General features: G+C 61.2%; 15 protein-coding genes. 12 read left to right on the forward strand and 3 right to left on the reverse strand.

Translation table 11 applies throughout. From position 1 onward, the window contains the following. Nucleotides 1-18: 18 nt before the first annotated feature. From OKW44_RS03230 to OKW44_RS03240, 3 genes are all read left to right on the forward strand, one after another. Entirely contained in the window at nt 19-1,227 is a 1,209-nt protein-coding gene (locus tag OKW44_RS03230; RefSeq protein ID WP_018425514.1) for an acyl-CoA dehydrogenase family protein, read from the forward strand. Nucleotides 1,228-1,236: 9 nt separating this feature from the next. Further along, on the forward strand, nt 1,237-2,370 hold the full coding sequence (locus tag OKW44_RS03235; protein WP_018425513.1) for an acyl-CoA dehydrogenase family protein: 1,134 nt from the start codon (nt 1,237-1,239) through the stop codon (nt 2,368-2,370). A gap of 66 nt (nt 2,371-2,436) precedes the next feature. Further along, complete coding sequence (locus tag OKW44_RS03240) at nt 2,437-3,666, forward strand: cytochrome P450 (RefSeq protein WP_026226710.1); 1,230 nt, start codon at nt 2,437-2,439, stop codon at nt 3,664-3,666. Nucleotides 3,667-3,807: 141 nt separating this feature from the next. Here the strand turns inward: OKW44_RS03240 and OKW44_RS03245 are convergent, their stop codons facing one another. Beyond that, entirely contained in the window at nt 3,808-4,467 is a 660-nt protein-coding gene (locus OKW44_RS03245) for a TetR/AcrR family transcriptional regulator (protein ID WP_018425511.1), read from the reverse strand. Between the two features lie 1,289 nt (nt 4,468-5,756). Here OKW44_RS03245 and OKW44_RS03250 point away from each other — a divergent pair. From OKW44_RS03250 to OKW44_RS03270, 5 genes are read left to right on the forward strand one after another with little or no spacing between them, the layout of a single operon-like run. Further along, nucleotides 5,757-7,454 carry a DUF1302 domain-containing protein gene (locus OKW44_RS03250; protein ID WP_239499279.1) on the forward strand — a complete coding sequence of 566 codons (1,698 nt, stop codon included), beginning with the start codon at nt 5,757-5,759 and terminating at the stop codon, nt 7,452-7,454. Between the two features lie 14 nt (nt 7,455-7,468). Next, nucleotides 7,469-8,818 carry a DUF1329 domain-containing protein gene (locus tag OKW44_RS03255; protein WP_026226709.1) on the forward strand — a complete coding sequence of 450 codons (1,350 nt, stop codon included), beginning with the start codon at nt 7,469-7,471 and terminating at the stop codon, nt 8,816-8,818. Between the two features lie 49 nt (nt 8,819-8,867). Next, the gene (locus tag OKW44_RS03260; protein ID WP_018425508.1) at nt 8,868-9,176 is read left to right on the forward strand and encodes a DUF1329 domain-containing protein; all 309 of its coding nucleotides are present in this window, start codon (nt 8,868-8,870) and stop codon (nt 9,174-9,176) included. Nucleotides 9,177-9,229: 53 nt separating this feature from the next. Beyond that, nucleotides 9,230-10,294, forward strand: coding sequence for a YCF48-related protein (locus OKW44_RS03265; RefSeq protein WP_018425507.1), 1,065 nt, complete (start codon nt 9,230-9,232; stop codon nt 10,292-10,294). Between the two features lie 12 nt (nt 10,295-10,306). Beyond that, on the forward strand, nt 10,307-12,790 hold the full coding sequence (locus OKW44_RS03270) for an efflux RND transporter permease subunit (protein WP_018425506.1): 2,484 nt from the start codon (nt 10,307-10,309) through the stop codon (nt 12,788-12,790). 127 nt (nt 12,791-12,917) lie between these two features. Here OKW44_RS03270 and OKW44_RS03275 read toward each other — a convergent pair whose 3' ends face one another. Together OKW44_RS03275 and OKW44_RS03280 are read right to left on the reverse strand one after the other, a co-directional pair. Further along, on the reverse strand, nt 12,918-13,700 hold the full coding sequence (locus tag OKW44_RS03275; RefSeq protein WP_018425505.1) for an SDR family oxidoreductase: 783 nt from the start codon (nt 13,698-13,700) through the stop codon (nt 12,918-12,920). Between the two features lie 32 nt (nt 13,701-13,732). After that, nucleotides 13,733-14,743 carry a zinc-dependent alcohol dehydrogenase family protein gene (locus OKW44_RS03280; protein WP_018425504.1) on the reverse strand — a complete coding sequence of 337 codons (1,011 nt, stop codon included), beginning with the start codon at nt 14,741-14,743 and terminating at the stop codon, nt 13,733-13,735. Between the two features lie 137 nt (nt 14,744-14,880). Between OKW44_RS03280 and OKW44_RS03285 the strand changes: the two genes are divergently transcribed. The 4 genes from OKW44_RS03285 to OKW44_RS03300 all read left to right on the forward strand — a co-directional run bounded on the left by OKW44_RS03285 (nt 14,881) and on the right by OKW44_RS03300 (nt 19,773). Beyond that, nucleotides 14,881-15,630 carry an electron transfer flavoprotein subunit beta/FixA family protein gene (locus OKW44_RS03285; protein WP_018425503.1) on the forward strand — a complete coding sequence of 250 codons (750 nt, stop codon included), beginning with the start codon at nt 14,881-14,883 and terminating at the stop codon, nt 15,628-15,630. Nucleotides 15,631-15,632: 2 nt separating this feature from the next. Next, nucleotides 15,633-16,565, forward strand: coding sequence for an electron transfer flavoprotein subunit alpha/FixB family protein (locus OKW44_RS03290; RefSeq protein WP_018425502.1), 933 nt, complete (start codon nt 15,633-15,635; stop codon nt 16,563-16,565). Between the two features lie 140 nt (nt 16,566-16,705). Further along, nucleotides 16,706-18,064: an aromatic ring-hydroxylating oxygenase subunit alpha gene (locus OKW44_RS03295; RefSeq protein WP_018425501.1), complete on the forward strand. Its 1,359-nt coding sequence runs from the start codon at nt 16,706-16,708 to the stop codon at nt 18,062-18,064. Then, complete coding sequence (locus OKW44_RS03300; RefSeq protein ID WP_018425500.1) at nt 18,064-19,773, forward strand: FAD-binding protein; 1,710 nt, start codon at nt 18,064-18,066, stop codon at nt 19,771-19,773. Before OKW44_RS03295 ends, OKW44_RS03300 begins: the two co-directional genes overlap by 1 nt. Nucleotides 19,774-19,787: the final 14 nt, after the last annotated feature.

Below are 19,787 nucleotides of genomic sequence, written 5' to 3' on the forward strand. Positions count from 1 at the left end.
CGCGACTGGAGCCTGACGATGGACCTGAAAGAGAGTCCCGCCGACAAGGAATTTCGCGCCACGGTGCGCGAATTCGTAGCGACTCATTTGCCCGACGACATTCGTGAGCGGGTGCTGAACTTCCGCCATGTGCCGCGCGAAGACTACGTGCGCTGGCAACGCATTCTGGCCGGGAAGGGATGGGGCGCACCTGCATGGCCCGCGCAATTCGGCGGCGCCGCCTGGAACGCCGCGCAGCGCAACATTTTCGACGAGGAATGCTTTACCGCCGGCGCGCCGCGCCAGATGCCGTTTGGCCTTTCGATGGTTGGACCTGTAATCCAGAAGTTCGGCACCGACGCGCAGCGCGAACGGTTCCTGCCGCGCATCATCTCGATGGAGGACTGGTGGTGTCAGGGCTACTCCGAGCCGGGTGCGGGTTCCGATCTTGCGTCGCTCAAGACGCGTGCGGACCGCGTCGAGCGCGACGGTCAACCGTTCTACGTCGTCAATGGCCAGAAGATCTGGACCTCGTTTGCCCAATGGGCGAACTGGATTTTCTGCCTGGTCCGCACGGATGGCAGCGGCCGCCCACAGGAAGGCATCTCGTTCCTGCTGATCGATATGTCCACGCCCGGCATTACGGTCAGACCCATCCGCACGCTTGACGGCGGCCACGACGTCAACGAAGTGTTCTTCGACAATGTGGCAGTGCCAGTGAGCAATCTCGTCGGTGAGGAGCATCGCGGCTGGTCGATCGCGAAGTACCTGCTCGGCCACGAGCGGACCAACATCGCCGGCCTCGGCAACTGCAAGCGTTTCATGCGACGTCTGAAGGAGATTGCCAGCACCGAGCGTAAGCACGGCAAGCCTCTCATCGAGGACGTTCGCTTTCGCGATCGCATCGCCAGGGTGGAAATCGATTTGATCGCGCACGAATGGTCGCTGCTGCGCGTCGTCTCAGCCGAAACTGCAGGACGTCCCATCGGACCGGAGGCTTCGGTGCTGAAAATCCGCGGTTCGGAGATTCAGCAGGAGCTTACGGAGCTGATCATGGAATGCGCAGGCCCCTATGCGGTGCCATTTGTAAGCGAAGCACTGGAGGCGGACTGGCGCGGCGAAACCGCGAACGGCGAGCTGCTCAACGCGCTGGCCGCGCACTACCTGGACTGGCGCAAGATTTCGATCTACGGCGGTTCGACTGAAGTGCAGAAAAACATCATCGCCAGGCAGGCGCTCGGCATCTGAGGACACGCCATGGACTTCACGCTGGTTGAAGAGGAACAGATGCTGGCCGACGTGGTCGGCCGTTTCGTCGAAAAGGAATACGACTTCGAGGCGAGGCGCCGTCTCGCCGCTACTCCCGAGGGCTGGTCGGCTGCGCACTGGACTACGCTCGCCGAAATGGGCGTGCTGGCACTGAACGTGCCGCAGGACCATGGCGGCCTTGGCACGGGGCCGGTCGAGACCATGCTCGTGATGGAGGCCTTCGGCCGTGGGCTCGTACTGGAGCCGTTTGTTTCGACGGCTGTGATCGGCGCGAAGCTGATCGGGCGCGCAGGACACGAGGCGCGCAAGGCTGAGCTGCTGGCCGGCATCGCCGACGGCAGCCTGAAGACCGCGCTCGCGACGCTCGAACCTGGTGCGCGTTTCGATTTGTGGAACGTCGCGACGAGGGCAGAGCCAACGCGTGACGGGTTCGTCCTGAACGGACGGAAGGGCGTCGTACTGCACGGCGACAGCGCGGACATTCTGCTGGTTTCGGCGCGTACCGCAGGCGAGCAGACCGACAGGCACGGCATCACACTCTTCGCCGTCGATGCGCGAACGCAAGGCGTGAGCGTCAAAGGATTTCCGGCACTCGATGGCCAGCGTGTCGCCGAGGTAGTGCTGGACGACGTACACGTCGGTGTAACGGCTGTCATCGGTGCCGTCGATCAGGGCTACCCATTGCTCGAATGGGCCGTCGATCAAGGCATTTTTGCGCTGTGCGCGGAAGCGGTCGGCGCCATGTCGCGGCTGAGCGATCTGACCTTTGAATACCTGCGCACGCGAAAGCAGTTTGGTTCGCCGATCGGCAAATTCCAGGCGCTGCAGCATCGCGCCGCCGATATTTTGACCGCGGTAGAGCAAGCGAAATCGATGGTCTTCTTTGCTGCCGCGAAACTTGGCGAGGACGATGACCTGGAAGCCCATCGTGCTGTTACAGCCGCAAAGGCGCTCATTGGCCGCAGTGCACGCTTCGTGGCGCAGCAAGCGGTACAACTGCACGGAGGGATGGGCATGACGGACGAACTTGCGGTGGGGTGGTACGTGAAGCGGCTCACCTGCATCGACATGACCTGGGGAAACACCGAACACCATATCGAGCTGTACGGCGCGTTCCTCTAATTGCGGTTAATCAGATGAAGAATGGTCCCGACCGCTCATACCGGTCGATTCGAAAGGAGATAACTAATGTCAGTAGCTGCTCATGGCGCGACTCCGGAGCGGGCGCCAATTCCCGCGCACGTATTGCCTGAACGCGTGTTCGACATCGATATCTACAATCCGCCCGGTGCCGAAGACGACTACCATCTCTCGCTCAAGCAGTTGCACGCCGAAGGCATTCCCGACATTCTCTGGACACCCCGCAACGGCGGACACTGGATCGCGACGCGCGGCGATGACATCTATCACATCCTCAAGGACTACGAGAATTTCTCGTCGAAGCAGCTAACAGTGCCGCTCGTCGAGCATCAACCGTTGCCGCCGATCTTCTTCGATCCTCCGCAGCACACCGCCTATCGCGCGCTGATCGCGCCTGCGTTCATGCCACAGGCAATCGGCAAGCTCGAGGAAAAGGCGCGCGAAATGGCGATCGAACTGATCGACGGCTTTTATCCTAAGGGCGAGGTGGAATTCGTATCGGGGTTTGCGCAGCATCTTCCGATCGGCATTTTCATGAACATGGTGGCGCTGCCCGCCGAGGATCGCGAGTACTTGCTCGGCCTCGCTGACAAGATGGTCCGCCCGGTCGATGCCAACGAGAAGCTCAAGGCGCTCGGTGCGATTTTTCAGTACCTGGGGGTGAAGATTGCGGAACGCCGCGCGAACCCGGGTGACGATCTCATCAGCAAGATTGTTCATTCGAAGATCGACGGGCGCGCGCTCACCGACGAAGAAGTGCAGGGGCTTTGCGGTCTCGTGCTGATTGGCGGCCTCGACACGGTTGCCTCGGCAATGGGCTTTATCGCGCGATTCCTCGCCGGCAGCCCGGCGCACCGCAAGCAGCTCATCGACAACCCCGAACTGACGCAGAAGGCCGTGGACGAGCTTCTGCGGCGCTTCCCTGTGGTGAATCAAGGGCGGCGGATCACACACGATTTCGAGTACAAGGGCGTGCAGATGAAGACGGGTGACATGATCATCATGCCGACCACACTGCACGGTCTGGACGAGAGAAAGTTCGACGATCCGCTGAGCGTCGATTTCACTCGGCCCACGCCGATTCATTCGACCTTCGGCAATGGCGCGCATCGTTGTCCCGGCTCGTTCCTTGCGCGCGTGGAGTTGAAGGTTTTTCTTCAGGAATGGCTTAAGCGGATTCCCGATTTCCAGATCAAGCCTGGCGAGAAAGCGGGTGTCCACGGAGGTGTGAACGGCACGCTATACCACTTGCCTCTTGTCTGGGACGTGGTCCGCTGAGGATCGGTCACAATGGCCTGAACTGGCCATTGTGATCATGTGAGTCTGTAGAGGGCGATCTGGAGCTCGGTGCGCCAGTCACATGGCGCGCCAACCGCTCCGTCCGGGCGCGATTCTGGCACAAGAACCTGCCTTATCGTTTTATGGAGATGCCTTGCTCAACGCTCGCCAGACGACCTTCATGGCGTGACGGAACGAGTCCGCATTAACTGTGTCCGCGCCGGACCGGCGAAGAAAGACGACCAGACCATGCAGATGTGAAAGGAGTAGGGCGCCGCGCAACGTGCATTCTCCCGAAGGCAAGGTTGGGTTTATCTGCGCGATCAGTTCCGCCAGGAGACCCTGAAAATCCGCAGTAGATTTCGCCATCAGGACATGCAGAAAGGGCTCGTGCTCTGCGAGGCTCCAGGATTCCAGCACAAAGGCGCTGACGCGTTTTCCGCCGCTCGCCGTCAGTACGGAGAACGCCTCGTCGACGATGACATCCAGTCGCGCTTCCGGTGACCGGGACTTGTCTTGGGCGATCGCCCGATAGTGCTCGAAATAGCGATCCGTGTATGCCTCGATCGTGGCCCGCAATAGTTCTTCGCGGGTGCTGAAGTAGTGCTGCAGGGTCCTCAGTCGAATCCCTGCCTCGCTGGCAATTCGGCGTTGAGTGAAACCAGCGTTACCTTCGGATGCGAAGACCTCGATCGCCACTTCGATGATGGCGGGCACGCGGGTCGTTCTGTTCCCGCGCCGTTTGGGCCCGTCTGCTGCCGTGTTGCCGAGGTCTGCCGATGAGATGGTCAGGTCTTTCATCTGTTGTGGTCTCCTTGGCGTCTGCTGTCCTCTCGCTTGTTGCCAGTCCGGGATGTGTATCTGCGGGCTATACCCCGCCTGATACGAGCGGCGTTCGATCCTGATCGGGCAGCGCCGGCATTAATCTGATGATAGTCAGATGACGAATAAATATGTGTCTGCCGACTAATTAGCTTTTAGATAGAGTCTGATCCAGTCACTAGTGACATCACATATCCTACCCGAATAAAGGGTAGATTTGTCCATACCAGCATTTTCCCTGGTGTTATCTGGGCTTGATAATGGGTCGGCTGACTACTAGTATTTAGTCAATCGACACATTACGCCGGAACCCGACCATTCCCGCTGTGTCGCAAGCCGAAGCAGCAGATTCGCAGGGTTTGGGGTTGGCCGGTTAGAGTCGCCAATTTGCGTTCGCGGTTGTGATGTCAGCAGCGCGCACAGGCCGTAGAAGGAGCTGGACATGAAGGTTGCGGAAGGTTCTTTGCGTTCGCTGATCGACAAGTGGATTGCGCCCACTGCAACCACCCCGGTGCGCATCACCCGATGTACTTTCGCAAATTCAGGCCAGACGAGGTGGGTACTTGCGCGGTCGTCCGCCGCTGAGAACTCCCTCGCGATATTCTTCTTTCGGCACGACGACGGGGCATGGCGCGTGTTCCCGCCTCCTCCCCGCAAACCAGAAAGGCACTTCTACGCAGGAACGGGATAAGGGATTCGTCTGATCGCGGTCCATGACCAGCCTATACAAAAGGACTGCAAAGGAAACTGATCCGATCGCACAAGCGTTTTCTGCTGCTTCTGCGATTCACCTGCTTTCGCGCTTGAATGGAAAGACGAACGGCGGGCTCATCGTGGCCTGTACTGCGTTTTCCGAAAGCCATCCATGGTTTGCATTGCCAATCCGCGCAGTCGAATCGGACACCTCGAAAATGCAAGCGTCGCCACTGTCTCGTCAGCGTCACGCGCTCCGCACGCATTGGGCACCACTGCGACCCTGGCCATGCGCGGACCGCTTCGAGTTCATCACCAACTCAAATCCACGTTTACCCCGCATCTTGAACGTCGTTCGTAAAATTGCATCACCTAGGGGTGAGCGAGCGTTGACAGTCGAGTTTCGGGCGTTTATCTTTGCGAACAGCATTCGCATTCTGGTTGCGAGGTTGGAAGTATGTGAGGCGCGATGCTGACGAGGTAGGGAGGCCGGTTTCGCTTCATTGCAAAAGTCTGCGGCAGTCCAACGGCCTGGGCCTTTTCTGCGGCAGCTCGACAAAGACAAGAGGAGACGCATGAAACAGAAGAGTCTAAAGCCAAGTGCGATAAGCCTTGGCGTGCACGCGACCTGCATCGCTGCAGCGTGCGGGTTGTGGAGCGCGAACGCCAACGCCTTCCACTTCGATGTGCCGAACCCGGACATCGACATGGAATGGGACAACACGCTGCGTGCGGACTACGGCATCCGGCTTCAGAACCCGAGCCACTTCTACACGAACAGCCCGACCTACGACGAAGGCGATCTATCGACGCCGAAGTTCAGCACGATCCAGTCGAGGCTGAACCTCTACAGCGAATTCGATTTCAAGTACAAGGACACGTCCGGCTTCCGCATCAGTATGGACGCGTGGTACGACCCGACGTTCAAGAATCACAATACGAGCAATCCTGCATTTCCTCCGAACTATCCGAACAACGAGTACACCAGCTACATCAAGAAGTACTACCAGGGGCCGAGCGCCGAGCTGCGTGATGCGTTCGTGTTCCACACTTTTGACCTCGGTGGTCACTCTGTCAACGTCAAGCTCGGCCGGACGGCAGTCACCTGGGGGCAGTCGGCGTTTGCTACGCTGGGTGGCGCGAACTCGGTGGCCATCGGTCAGCAGCCGCTCGACCTGATGAAACTGACGCAGAGCCCGAGCGCTTCGCTCAAGGAAATCGTGTTGCCGACGGCTCAGGCCAACGTGACGACGAACATTACCGACACGTTCTCCCTCGGCGCGCAGTACACGTTCGAATGGAATCACGATCGGCTGCCTGAAGGCGGCACATATTTCGGCGGTGCCGACCCTATTCTTTACGGCCCTCCGATCGCCAGTTACCAAAACATTCCGGGGCTGGGCACATTCGCGATTCCGCGCATCGCGCCGACGAAAGGCCAGATCGGCGATATCGGCATCGACGGCAAGTGGCGTGTCGATTCGATCGCAACGACCTATGAATTCACGTACCGCCACTTCGCCATGAAGATGCCGTGGGCGGCGGTGCTACTCCCGGGTGCCGGACCAGAACTCTTCCCTGGCACCAACCTTCCCGGTGTTACGGCGAAGTACGGCAACGACGTGAACCTGATCGGCGCTGGCTTCAACAGTGCGGTCGGCAGCGCGGCAGTGGCAGGCGAGCTGTCATATCGCTGGAACATGCCACTCAATGCCGTCAACACGACGACGGTCAACGATGCGCCGACGGGTCGCACGCTGCACGGTCTGCTGAACGTCACGCAGTCGTTCGGCAAGACGCCCTTGTGGGACAACATGTTCCTGCAGGCGGAATTCGCGTTCAACGAGCTGCTAAGCGTGCAATCGAATGCGCGGAATTTTGCCAACTCCAGTTATGACACCACGGGCCAATGTTCGGCATCGGGCAACTCCGCGTTCAACAACTGCTCGACACGCTTCTGGGCCGGGATCGGCATTGGTGCGAGCCCGCAGTGGTATCAGGTATTCCCTGGGGTTGATTTGACGATGCCGCTGTTCGTTAATCTGAATCTGAAGGGCTACTCATCTGTCATCACGCCAGCGGCCGAATCACAGGGGCAGAACACCTTCGTGGTCGGGCTTGATTTCACGATCTACAACAAGCATGAGGTGGACATTACCTACACCTACTACATGAACAAGAAGGGGTACTCAACGGCGGGAGCCGCGACGGCGCTCGGTGCACCGTACAGCGACAAGTCGTGGATCGGCATTACCTATCAGACAACGTTTTGATGATGGAGGCACGTGTGAAAAGATTCCCAAAGCTTCTTAAGGCGCTGGCGATACTCGCCGCGGTTTGGGCCTCGCCGTATACGCTGGCAATCGAGAGTGGGATCACGCCGTTCGGCGCGGAAATTGCCGGCAACAAGGACGGTACGATTCCGGCATACACGGGGGGCATCAAGGACTTTCCGACCGGGTTCAAGGCCGACTCCGGTAAATGGGCGGACCCGTTTCCTGGTGAAAAGCCTGTTCTGCAAATCACCGCTCAGAACTATCAGCAATACACCGACAAACTGAGCGCCGCCTCGATCGAGCTGTTCAAGCGCTATCCGACCTACCGGATGGACATTTACCCGACGCACCGCTCGGCTTCGTATCCGGACTGGTACCTTCAGAACTCGGAAAAGAACGCGGAAAGTGCCAAGCTCGAAAAAAACGGCCTTTATATCGATGGGGCGTTCGGCGGCAAGCCGTTCCCGGTGCCGAAAAACGGTCAGGAGGCGCTGTGGGACTGGGAAATACGCTACGTCGGAACGGCCCAGAAAAACAACGTGAAAACGTGGCTCGTCGATTCGAGCGGCACGCCGATTCTTGCTGCGCAGTTCAAGAGTTCGCTGCTCTATCCGTATTTCGAGCCGAAGTACGAAGCGGAGTTTCGCAAGAAGGGTCCCCTCGCGATCTGGTATCAGGTATATAACGACTACGCGTCGCCGGCCCGTCTGATTGGCGACACGACGCTCTTCTGGTACTTCACGGATTCGGCCGATCACGATCAGCAATCGTGGGAATACAACCCGGGCCAACGCCGCGTGCGCGTGGCGCCCGATCTCGCCTACGACACGCCGAACCCCGGCTATTCCGGCGCGATCACGATGGACGACATTCAGTTGTTCTACGGCAAGATCGATCGCTGGAACGCGAAGCTGGTCGGCAAGAAGGAAATGTACATTCCGTACAACGACTACAAGCAGCAGTACGACACGCCGGCCAGCAAGATCACCACGCCGCATTTCGTGAATCCCGATTATGTCCGGTGGGAACTGCACCGCGTATGGGTCGTGGATCTGACGCTCAAGCCGGGCGCGCGTCACATCTACAGCAAGAAGACGCTGTACTTCGATGAGGATGGCGGCGGGGGGATGATGGATGCCTACGACCAGTCCGGCAAGCTCTATCGCGCCGGCTTTGAGACCACGGTTCCAGCGTACGACTACAAGGTGCCGTATTCGCTCGGTAACTGGTTCTACGACTTCAACAGCGGCATCTACATTTTCGGCAGCCATCCGGCGGACTCGCCCGGGATTTTCTTCAACGTGAATTTCCCAAATGACTACTTCACGCCTGAGCGTATGCAGTCCGCGGGTGTGCGCTAATTGCGCGCCGAGTTGAGGATGAGGTATCGAGTGATGCGTCCTGCCGGGCTTGCCTGGCGGGACGCATCACCAGCAGAACACGAAGCTCGAAAAGAATGGCCTGTTCGTTTCCGGCGCATTCGGCGGCAAGCCGTTCCCGGTGCCGAAGGACGGTCAGGAAGCGTTGTGGGATTGGGAACTGCGCTACGTGGGCACGGCGCAGCGCAATAATGTGAAGACGTGGCTGGTCGACTCGAGCGGCACGCCGATCCTCGCTGCCCAATTCAGGAGTTCACTGTACCGCCGGCCCAGGCACAAGGAAGGGCGTAGCACGTGCGCCGTGCCGGCTATGGCATGGCGCAAAAGGAAGTTTTCATAAAAAGCTCAGGACTGTTCGCGTGATCGATCGCCAGTTACTGTGAAGGAGACACAATGCGCAAGACCCTGTTTCGTTGGCTGGCAATCGTCGCCGCGGCATGCGCCGCGAGCGGGTCGGTCTATGCCGAATTCGCCGACCCGATGCGCTCGCCCGCCGTCATCAACCCGCATGCCGCGCATGAACCGCTGATGGCGCTGGCGCAGGCCGGACAGCGCCTGGTCGCGGTAGGTCCGCGCGGAGCAATTCTCGTATCGGACGACGCCGCCGTGCACTGGCGCCAGGTACAGGTGCCGGTGAGTTCCGATCTGGTGGCCGTTACGTTCAAGTCGGCCGCGCAGGGCTGGGCCGTCGGACACGACGGCGAGGTGCTCCATACCACCGACGGTGGCAATAGCTGGACGCGACAGCTCGACGGCCAGCAGGCGGCCAGGCTGATGAGCGAGTACTACGCGAAGCAACAGGGCGATTCACCTGATCTCAAGGCATCGCGCGAAGAGGCCGAACGCTTTGAAGCAGACCACGGAGGCCGTCCGTTTCTCGACGTCTGGTTCGATGACGAGCGTTCCGGCTGGGTCATCGGTTCGTTCAACATCATTTTTCATACCGACGACGGCGGCAAGAGCTGGGTGCCCTGGTTCGACCGCGTCGACAATCCCAACGCACTGAATCTGCATGCGATGCGCCGCATCAACGGGACGCTTTATATTGCGGGCGAGCAGGGCTTGCTGCTCAGGCTCGATCCCGGCAAGCAGCGTTTCGTCGCGGTGCCGACGCCTTCGAAGGGCAGCTTTTTCGGTCTCGCTTCGTCGGGCGACGCGCTGATCGTCTACGGGATGCTCGGCAGCGCCTATCGCTCCACCGACGGCGGCGCGACGTGGGCCAAGCTGACGCTGCCGACTGGCGCCAGCATTCTCGCTTCGGGCGAACTGCCGAACGGTCATCTGATTCTCGCGACCCAGGCGGGCGAGCTGCTCGAGAGCGCGGACCACGAAGCAAGCTTTCATACACTCGGCGCGAGCCAGCCAGGCGGCATCTTCGCCATGGCGCTGCGCGGCGACACCGCGGTGCTGGCCGGTGCGGCCGGCCTGTCGCGGATCGCATTGTCGAAGTCGCACTAAGGGGGAGCAGACATGGCTGGCGGCAACAATGCCCAATTCGACAAGATGCCCGTGGTGGCGGATCTTGCCGAGTTCGATACGCGCTCGGGTAACGCGCTCGAGCGGTTGATCTTCAACCGGCGTCCGTGGCTCATCATCATCTGCGCGATCATTACGGCGGTGCTGGGATTTCAGGCGCTGCGGCTCGATGTGAATGCGAGCTTCGAGAAGATGATTCCGCTGTCGCATCCGTACATCAAAAACTACCTCGCCAACAAGGCGGATCTGAAAGGACTCGGCAATTCGCTGCGGATCGTCGTCGAGAATCCGTCGGGTGACATCTACGATCCGAAATATCTCGCGGCGCTGCGGCGTATCAACGACGCGTTGTTCCTGATTCCGGGCGTCGACCGGCCTGGCGTGAAGTCGCTCTGGATGCCGATCGTGCGCTGGAACGTGGTCACGGAGCGCGGCTTCGCAGGGGGACCGGTGATGCCGGACGGCTTCGACGCGTCCGCGCAGGCAGTCGAACGGCTGCGCACCAACGTTGCCCGCGCCAACATCGTGGGCAGCCTCGTGTCGAACGATCTGCATTCGAGCATGATCCAGCTGCCGCTGCTCGATCATTACGCCGATACCGGCAAGCAGCTCGACTACGCGAAGCTCTCGCACCGGATCGACGAGGTCATCAAAGCGGAGGGCCGCGGCGAGGTGCAGGTTCACGTGGTGGGCTTCGCGAAGCTGATCGGCGACCTGATCGACGGACTCAAGCTGGTAGCGATGTACTTCGGCGTGGCCGCGGGGATCGCCCTCGTCGTGATCTTTCTCTATACGCGCTGCTATCGCAGCACGCTGCTGGTGGTGGCGTGTTCGCTGATTGCCGTGGTCTGGCAGCTCGGCATCATTCGCACGCTCGGCTATGTGCTAGACCCGTACTCGGTGCTCGTACCGTTTCTCGTTTTCGCGATCGGCGTCTCGCATGGCGCGCAGAAGATGAACGGGATCACGCAGGACATCGGGCGTGGCACCCATCGCTACGTGGCGGCGCGCTACACGTTCCGGCGGCTTTTTCTCGCCGGTCTCACGGCGTTGCTTGCGGACGTGGTTGGCTTTGCCGTGCTGATGGTGATCGACATTCCGGTAATCAAGGATCTGGCATTTACCGCGAGCGTTGGCGTGGGCGTGCTGGTCTTCACCAACCTGCTGCTGCTGCCGGTACTACTGTCATACATTGGTGTGAGTCCGTCGGCTGCTCGACGCAGCGTGCGTGGCGAGCAGAACGACGCGCGCGGCACCTCGTCGGCGGGCGCGTTGTGGAATCTGCTTGATCGCTTCACCGAGCGCCGCTGGGCTGTCGGTGCGATCGCTTGTGCGGCGGCGCTCACGGTGTTCGGCTTGTCGATCAGTCAGCACCTGCAGATCGGCGACCTCGATTCGGGCGCGCCGGAACTCAGGCCGGAGTCGCGTTATAACCTCGACAACGCGTACACCAACGCGCACTACGGTCTGTCGAGCGACCTGTTCGTCGTGATCGGCAAGTCGTCGCACGGCACCTGCGACGCCAACAACTTCCCGCTGGTGCTCGAGGCGGACCGGCTCGAAACCACACTGCGGGGCGTGCCGGGGGTGCAGACCACCACCTCGGTCGGCGGTCTCGCGCGCTGGGTGACGTCCGGGTTCTACGAGGGCTACCCGAAGTGGTACACGATCGACCGCGTGCCTTCGATCGTGAACAAGACGGTGTGGCAGATCCTGCTCGATCATCCTGATCTGCTGAGCCAGACCTGCGGCACCGCACCGGTCATCGCCTATCTGACCGATCACAAAGCGGCGACGCTGTCGCGCGTGATGGAGGCTGCAGAGGCATTCGCGAAAGCCCATAGCGACGCCGATCATCAGTTCCTGATGGTCGCCGGGTCGGCTGGCATCGACGCGGTGACGAACGTCGTTGTTGCCAAGGCGAACCGCACGATGCTGTTGATGGTGTATGCGGCGGTGATCCTGCTGTGCTTCATCACCTTCCGCAGCTGGCGCGCGGTCGTGGTGGCGGTCGTGCCGCTCGGGATCACGTCGGTGCTGTGCGAGGCGCTGATGGTCAAGCTCGGCATCGGCGTGAAGGTGGCAACGCTGCCGGTGATCGCGCTCGGCGTGGGCATCGGCGTCGACTATGCGCTCTATCTGCTAAGTGTGCAGCTCGCGTATCAGCGCGCTGGGCAGCCGCTGCGTGTAGCCTATCGGCACGCGGTGCAGTTCACCGGGAAGGTCGTGGCGCTGGTCGGTGTGACGTTGGCTGCCGGCGTCGTAACGTGGACGTTCTCGCCGATCAAGTTCCAGGCTGATATGGGCATCCTGCTCACGTTCATGTTCCTGTGGAACATGATCGGCGCGCTGATCCTCATTCCGGCGCTGTCGCATTTCCTGCTGCAAGGCATTTCGCGTAAAGCAGTGGCGAAGGGCGGCGCCGCCGGTTCCGCGAAGGTCGAGGCCTGCAGCGGTGAGGCAACGCTGCGGTCGTGACTGCGTAACGGGTGCCGCTCTTCGCGCGGCACCCTGGCAGGACAAAATAATTGGCCCGCTATCCGTGGAGATAGCGGGCCGGTTTGCCTGCAGTCACGCGGCGCGTTGGGGCGAACCGCTCGTTGCGCTACACCACCGACATCGAGAAGCTCAGGATCTCCGAGACCCCGCCGTCGACCATCAGCATTTGCCCATTCATGTAAGAGCTCGCTTCGGAGGCGAGAAAAACCGCGACGCCGCCGAGTTCCTCGGGGTTCCCCCAGCGTCCCACCGAGATATGCGAGCGCACGATTTCCTTCATCCGCGGGTTGGACGTGACAGGCTCGGCCATTTCGGTGAGGAAGTAGCCGGGGCAGATGCCGTTGCAACGAATGCCGTGTCGGCCCAGTTCCGCGCCGAGCGATTTCGTCAGTCCGGCAATCGCGTGCTTGCTGGCCACGTACGCCTGCAGCTTCTCGCGACCGAGCACCGACACATAAGACCCGACGTTGATGATGCGTCCGTGTCCGCGTTCGATCATCGGGCGCGCAACTTCCTGCGCGAGCACGTAGGCGGCCGTGACGTTGGTATCCATCGTTCTTTGCCACATGTCGAGGTTCGACTGCAGAAAATCACTCCACTCGCAAATGCCGGCATTGTTGAGCAGGACATCGATGCGTCCGTGGCGTGCAAGGACGTTGCGAACGCCGTTTCTGATTGCGCCCTGATCGGTGAGGTCGAACGGTTCGATATCGACGTCGCCGCCGGCTTTACGAATCGATTCCGCGGCGGTTTCGAGACTCGCGCGCGAACGCGCGCACAGTATCACCGTGGCACCCGCTGCCGCCAGCGCGTTAGCCATGGCGAAGCCGAGGCCGCGCGACGCGCCGGTGACGAGCGCAATCTGTCCTTCCAGTGAAAAGAGCTTCATAGTCTGACTCCCGTCGATCATGCGAAGGCTGTTTACTGGTGGCGAATGACGATCTTGCCGAAATGCTGCTGGCTTTCGAGATGCCGCAGCGCATCCGGTACGCGCGCAAAGTCATAAACCGAGTCGATGACGGGCTTGAGCTTGTGCAGTCCGATCGCGCGGTTCATCGCTTCGAAATCCTGACGTGAGCCGACGCGGATCGGCGCGATCGACAGTCCGCGCGTGAAGAATCCTTCGCCGGGAGAAGGGGCGCCGGTCAGCAGTCCGACCACGCTGATGCGGCCGCTGTCGCGAGTGGCGGCAATGGACTTGCCGAAGGTTTGGGCGCCGCCCACCTCGACGACCAGATCGACCCCAAAGCCATCGGTCAGGCGCAGCACGGCGTCATCCCAATTCGGCGTGTCTCGGTAGTTGATCGTGGCGTCGGCGCCGAGTTCGGCAAGCCGTTTGAGCTTCGCATCGCTCGACGAAGTCGCGATCACGCGCGCGCCGAACAGACGGGCGAGCTGCAGAGCGAACAGCGATACCCCGCCAGAGCCCTGTACGAGCACGGTTTGGCCCGGCAGCAGCGGCGCATGCTGGCACAGCGCGTTCCATGCGGTGAGCGCGGCGCAAGGCAGCGTTGCGGCCTCCTCGTCGGAAAGATGATCCGGAACGCTAACCAGTTCTTCCTCGCTCAGCACCGCCTTGTCGCGCAGCATGCCTTCGACGATAGCGCCGCGGCCCAGCGTATCCGCGTGTTGCGGGCGGCTGCCGCCGTGCCAGTTCTGCGCGAAATTGACCATCACCCGGTCGCCGGGTCGGAAGCGCCGCACGCCTGGGCCGACGGCAAGCACGACGCCCGCGCCGTCCGAGGCCGGAATGAAGTTAGGCGCCATCCAGTCGCGATACGCACCGTTGACCAGCAGCAACTCGCGGAAATTCAACGAACTCGCATTGACCTGTACCAGTACCTGATGAGCGCCGGGCGGCGCCGGATCGGGTTCCTCGCGCAATGCCAGACCCGCAATACCTTCAAACCGTTCACATCGATAGAGCTTCATTGGTCGTCTCCATGGTGTCGAACGAGGGCGTCGAATTGAGCGACTAGCGACGTTCTCCTCATTCTTCTCGTTGACAGCTACAGAAAGATGAGTTCAGAATATAGAACATTGTTCAACAAAGCGTTCGGAGCGTCAAATTGAAAATACTGGTCGCGGTGAAGCGCGTGATCGACTACAACGTGAAACCTCGGGTGAAGTCCGATGGTTCGGGCGTCGATCTGGCCAACGTGAAAATGGCCATGAACCCATTCGATGAGATCGCGGTGGAGGAGGCGGTGCGCCTCAAGGAAGCGGGCGTGGCGAGTGAAGTCGTCGTGGTGTCCGCGGGAACCACGCAATCGCAGGAGGTACTGCGTACGGCGCTCGCGATGGGGGCTGATCGCGCGGTGCTGGTGGAAAGCGATGCGGATCTGCAGCCGCTCGCGGTCGCCAAGCTGCTGGCCGCCGTGGCCGCTCGGGAAACTCCGCAACTGGTGCTGCTCGGCAAGCAGGCCATCGACAACGACGCGGGACAAACCGGCCAGAAGCTCGCCGCGTTGCTCGGTTGGCCGCAAGCCACGTTCGCGTTCAAGACGGAAGTGGACGGTCAACAACTACTCGTCACGCGTGAGATCGATGGCGGACTCGAACGTGTCGCGCTCGATCTGCCGGCGGTGGTCACGACGGACTTGCGTCTGAACAGTCCGCGCTACGTGACGCTGCCCAACATCATGAAAGCGAAGAAGAAGCCGCTGGAGACGCTGAGCCCCGACGCGCTAGGGGTCGACGTTGCACCTCGTCTGAAGGTTCTCGAAGTGACCGAGCCGCCGGCGCGTAAGGGCGGCGTGATGGTTCCCGATGTTGCAGCGCTGATTGAAAAGCTACGTAACGAAGCGAAGGTGATCTGATCATGACTATTCTCGTTATCGCCGAACACGACAACGCAAGCCTCAAGCGCGCCACGCTCAACGCCATCACGGCGGCGGGCGCTGCGGGCGGCGAGATTCATGTACTGGTCGCAGGCCACGGCGCGTCGGCGGTGGTAGAGCAGGCCGCGAACGTTGCCGGCGTCGCCGAAGTGCTCGTCGCGGATGCACCCGAATACGCGCATGGGCTGCCGGAAAATCTGGCCGCACTCGTCGTTTCGCTGGCTAGCGGTTATACGCACGTGATCGCGGCCTCCACGGCCGTGGGCAAGAACTTCATGCCGCGGGTGGCCGCGCTGCTCGACAGCGCGCAGATTTCCGACGTGATCGCTTTCAAGGCCCCCGATGTGTTCGTGCGTCCGATCTACGCCGGCAATGCACTCGCCACGATCCAGTCGTCCGACGCGATCAAGGTCGTCACGATTCGTCCGACCGCTTTCGATGCGGCCGCTACCGGTTCGGCCGCCGCGCCGACGCGCGGCGTCGCATCCGCAGCGGCTTTCGACAAGGCCCGTTTCGTCGGCCAGGAACTGACGAAATCGAGCCGGCCGGAGCTTGCGGCAGCCAACATCGTGGTGTCGGGCGGCCGAGGCATGCAGAACGGCGACAACTTCAAACTGCTCGACGCGCTCGCGGACAAGCTTGGCGCCGCAGTCGGCGCGTCGCGCGCCGCGGTCGACGCCGGCTTCGTGCCGAACGACTATCAGGTCGGCCAGACCGGCAAGATCGTCGCGCCTCAGTTGTATATCGCAGTGGGTATCTCGGGCGCGATTCAGCACCTCGCCGGTATGAAGGACTCGAAAGTCATCGTCGCGATCAACAAGGATAGCGAGGCGCCGATCTTTCAGGTGGCCGACTACGGTCTGAGCGCCGACCTTTTCGACGCTGTCCCGGCACTGACCGCGGCGCTCGATTGACGTTCGCCCGGATTGACACCGACCAGAACGCTGTTCAAGATAATTGAACAGCTAGTTGCAATATGGCCGTCGACTGCGCGGCCACCACATAAAAAGCCGGAACCGGTGCCTACGCCGGCCATATGACGAAGGAGATAACAATGGGTAACACCAGTCCCGATTCGTGTGAGCACACTGTCCGCCTCGATTTTGTCCCGAAGGACAGTTACCTGTCGAAGCAGTTTCTCGAGCGCGAGAAAGAGCGCCTCTGGCCGCGAATCTGGCAGGTCGCCTGCCGTCTGGAAGAGATTCCCAACGTGGGCGACTTCGTGACCTTCGACGTGGCCGGCGAATCGGTCATCGTGGTGCGAACCGCGGGAGATCAGATCAAGGCCTTCTTCAACGTCTGCCAGCACCGTGGCCGGCGCCTGACTAATGGCTGTGGCAAGGCCGCGAAATTTCACTGCGCCTATCACGGCTGGCAGTGGAATCTGGATGGCAGTCTTGCGCGTGTGCTCGACAGGCAAGATTGGGAAGGTTGCCCGGACATGGCTGACGGGGACCTTCGTCTCACGGACCTGCTGGTCGATACGTGGGGCGGGTTCGTGTTCATCAATATGGATCCGGATGCAGAGCCGCTCGCGAAATTTCTCGACCCGGTGCCGGAGATCACGAACTGCTTCGAGTTCGAAAAGATGCGCTACCGCTGGTACAAGTCGATTCGTCTGCCGTGCAACTGGAAGGTTGCACTCGAAGCGTTCAACGAGGGTTATCACGTAGCGGCAACCCATCCGCAACTGCTCGACGTCGCCGGCGATGACGTGACGCGCAGTTTCTCCTATGGCCGCCATGGGATGTTTGGTTATTCGACGGCTACGCGGATGATCGGCGCGCCCTCGCCGCGAACCGGCAAGCCGATGCCGGAAGACGTCCGCCATGGGCTCGTGAACTTTTTCCGGGTAATGGAAGAGACTCTGAAGGCGATCAATACCGCGCGCGATTACGAAGCCGCGAAGCGCCTGATGACCGAAATGTCGCCGTCGGGTAACCAGTTCGAAGTCCTTGGGAAGGCGATGGAATTTCAGCGCGAGGCGGCCATCGCCGAGGGTGCGGGCTGGCCCGAGATCTCTTTCGAGCAACTGGGTCGCGCGGGAGCGGACTGGCACGTGTTTCCGAATCTGGTGTTCCTGCCGTACCCGGACGGCGCGTTGTTCTATCGCGCGCGGCCGGATGGCGACAACCCGGATTCGTGCATCTACGACATCTGGTCGCTGCAGCGCTTCGCGCCTGGGGCGGAGCCGCCGTTGAAGCGCGAGTTCTATTACGGCGTGGACGACTGGAAGGAGAACGCGCAGGAGAACTTCGGCCTGATCCTGTGGCAGGACTTCCAGAACATGACCAACGTTCAGCAGGGCATGAAGTCGCGCGGCTTCAAGGGTTTGCGCACCAATCCGCTGCAGGAATCGTCGGTTTCGAACTTCCATCGCGCGCTGCGCGAATTCATCGCGCGGGATGAGTGATGTCGACAAACTGGGACGCAACCTACGACTTCGTGGTGGTCGGCAGCGGCGGGGGTTCGATGTGTGCGGCGCTTGCCTGCAAGTCGGTGGGCAAAGAAGCACTGATCATCGAGAAGCAGGCGAAGGTCGGCGGCTCGACCGGATATTCGGGCGGGGTCTGGTGGCTTCCGAACAACCATGTGATGAAGCGTCACGGCGTCAGCGATTCCTATGAACGCGCGCGCCAGTACTTCGATGCGGCGGTTACTTATCAAGGCCCGGGCACTTCTGACGCGCGACGCGAGGCTTACTTGCGCACCGGCCCGAAGATGGCCGAGTTTCTCGAGCAGCAGGGCATGCAGTTCGTGTACGCGGACGGCTGGTCCGATTATTACGACACGCTGCCCGGCGGCGAGCCGCGTGGCCGGTCGCTGCTGGCCAGGTTGTTCGACGTGAAGGAACTGGGCGAATGGGCGCCGCGTCTGTCGCGCTACAAGGGCCCGTCGATGCCGGCCAACTCGGACGAGTATCCGCAACTGTTCCTGATGAAGCGGACGTGGGGCGGCAAGCGCAAGGCGATGCAACTGGGTGGCCGGATGCTCTATCAGAAGATTACCGGCAAGGAACTCGTGGCCAACGGCGCGGCGATTCAGGGGCGCATGCTGCAGATGGCGCTGCGCGCGAACGTGCCGATCTGGACGGACACGCCGGTGCGCGAGTTCATCGTCGAGGACGGACGCGTGACCGGCATCGTCGCGGTACGCAGCGGCCGCGAGTTGCGCGTGCGCGCTCGCGAAGGCGTCCTGCTGAATACCGGCGGCTTTTCACACAACGCGGAAATGCGCCGCAAGTACCAGCCGCAGCCTTCGTCCGCGCACTGGACCAATGCGAACCCAGGCGATACCGGTGAAATCCTGCAAGCCGCGATTGCGCTCGGCGGCGCAGTGGACTGCATGGAGGAAGCGTGGTGGGTCGTGACGTCGCTCGGTCCCAACGAAGAACTGCCCGAAGGTGCACGCGCGCCGGATGGCTCGCCGCTGCCGTTCATGCATCACCTCGACCTGTCGCTGCCGTTTTCGATCATGGTCGACCAGGACGGCGAGCGCTTTTGCGACGAAGCGGGAGCGTACATGGAAATCGGTCAACGCATGTACCAGCGCCACAAGCAGACGGGTAAGGCCGTTCCCGCATGGGTCGTGATGGACAGCCGGCAGCGTAAGTACTACCCGTGGGGCACGGCGATGCCGGGCCAGATTCCGCAGAAGTGGCTCGACAGTGGATACATGATCAAGGCAGACACGCTCGAAGAACTGGCCGCGAAATGCAGCATCGACCGTGCTGGGCTGCTCGAGACCGTCAAGCGCTTTAACGGCTTCTGCGAAACGGGCGTCGACGAAGATTACGGTCGCGGCTCGCGCGCATTCGATCGCTGTCATGGGGATCCGACCATCAAACCGAATCCCAATCTCGGGCCGATCGAGGACGGGCCGTTCTACGCCGTGCGCATGTATCCAGGGGATGTGGGCACGGCAGGCGGTCTCGTGACCGACGAGTTCGGACGTGTGCTGAAGGACGACGGCTCGCAAATCCCTGGACTGTACGCCACCGGCAACTGCACGGCATCCGTGGTTGGCCGGTGTTATCCGGGCGCCGGCAGCAGCATTGGCGCATCGTTCGTGTTCGGTTACATCGCGGCGCTGCATGCGAGCGGCGCGCAAAAGATCTGGTGACACAGGAGAGTGAC

The sequence above is a fragment of the Paraburkholderia lebeckiae genome (assembly GCF_050436325.1).
In the GTDB taxonomy this organism is placed as follows: domain Bacteria; phylum Pseudomonadota; class Gammaproteobacteria; order Burkholderiales; family Burkholderiaceae; genus Paraburkholderia; species Paraburkholderia tuberum.

What these genes read in the sequence shown, in the direction of transcription:
- OKW44_RS03265 (WP_018425507.1), top strand. Translation starts at nt 9,230, where the DNA reads ATGCGCAAGACCCTGTTTCGTTGGCTGGCAATCGTCGCCGCGGCATGC.
- OKW44_RS03300 (WP_018425500.1), top strand. Translation starts at nt 18,064, where the DNA reads ATGTCGACAAACTGGGACGCAACCTACGACTTCGTGGTGGTCGGCAGC.
- OKW44_RS03245 (WP_018425511.1), bottom strand. Translation starts at nt 4,467, where the DNA reads ATGAAAGACCTGACCATCTCATCGGCAGACCTCGGCAACACGGCAGCA.
- OKW44_RS03270 (WP_018425506.1), top strand. Translation starts at nt 10,307, where the DNA reads ATGGCTGGCGGCAACAATGCCCAATTCGACAAGATGCCCGTGGTGGCG.
- OKW44_RS03275 (WP_018425505.1), bottom strand. Translation starts at nt 13,700, where the DNA reads ATGAAGCTCTTTTCACTGGAAGGACAGATTGCGCTCGTCACCGGCGCG.
- OKW44_RS03295 (WP_018425501.1), top strand. Translation starts at nt 16,706, where the DNA reads ATGGGTAACACCAGTCCCGATTCGTGTGAGCACACTGTCCGCCTCGAT.
- OKW44_RS03235 (WP_018425513.1), top strand. Translation starts at nt 1,237, where the DNA reads ATGGACTTCACGCTGGTTGAAGAGGAACAGATGCTGGCCGACGTGGTC.
- OKW44_RS03240 (WP_026226710.1), top strand. Translation starts at nt 2,437, where the DNA reads ATGTCAGTAGCTGCTCATGGCGCGACTCCGGAGCGGGCGCCAATTCCC.
- OKW44_RS03280 (WP_018425504.1), bottom strand. Translation starts at nt 14,743, where the DNA reads ATGAAGCTCTATCGATGTGAACGGTTTGAAGGTATTGCGGGTCTGGCA.
- OKW44_RS03290 (WP_018425502.1), top strand. Translation starts at nt 15,633, where the DNA reads ATGACTATTCTCGTTATCGCCGAACACGACAACGCAAGCCTCAAGCGC.
- OKW44_RS03230 (WP_018425514.1), top strand. Translation starts at nt 19, where the DNA reads ATGGACCTGAAAGAGAGTCCCGCCGACAAGGAATTTCGCGCCACGGTG.
- OKW44_RS03250 (WP_239499279.1), top strand. Translation starts at nt 5,757, where the DNA reads ATGAAACAGAAGAGTCTAAAGCCAAGTGCGATAAGCCTTGGCGTGCAC.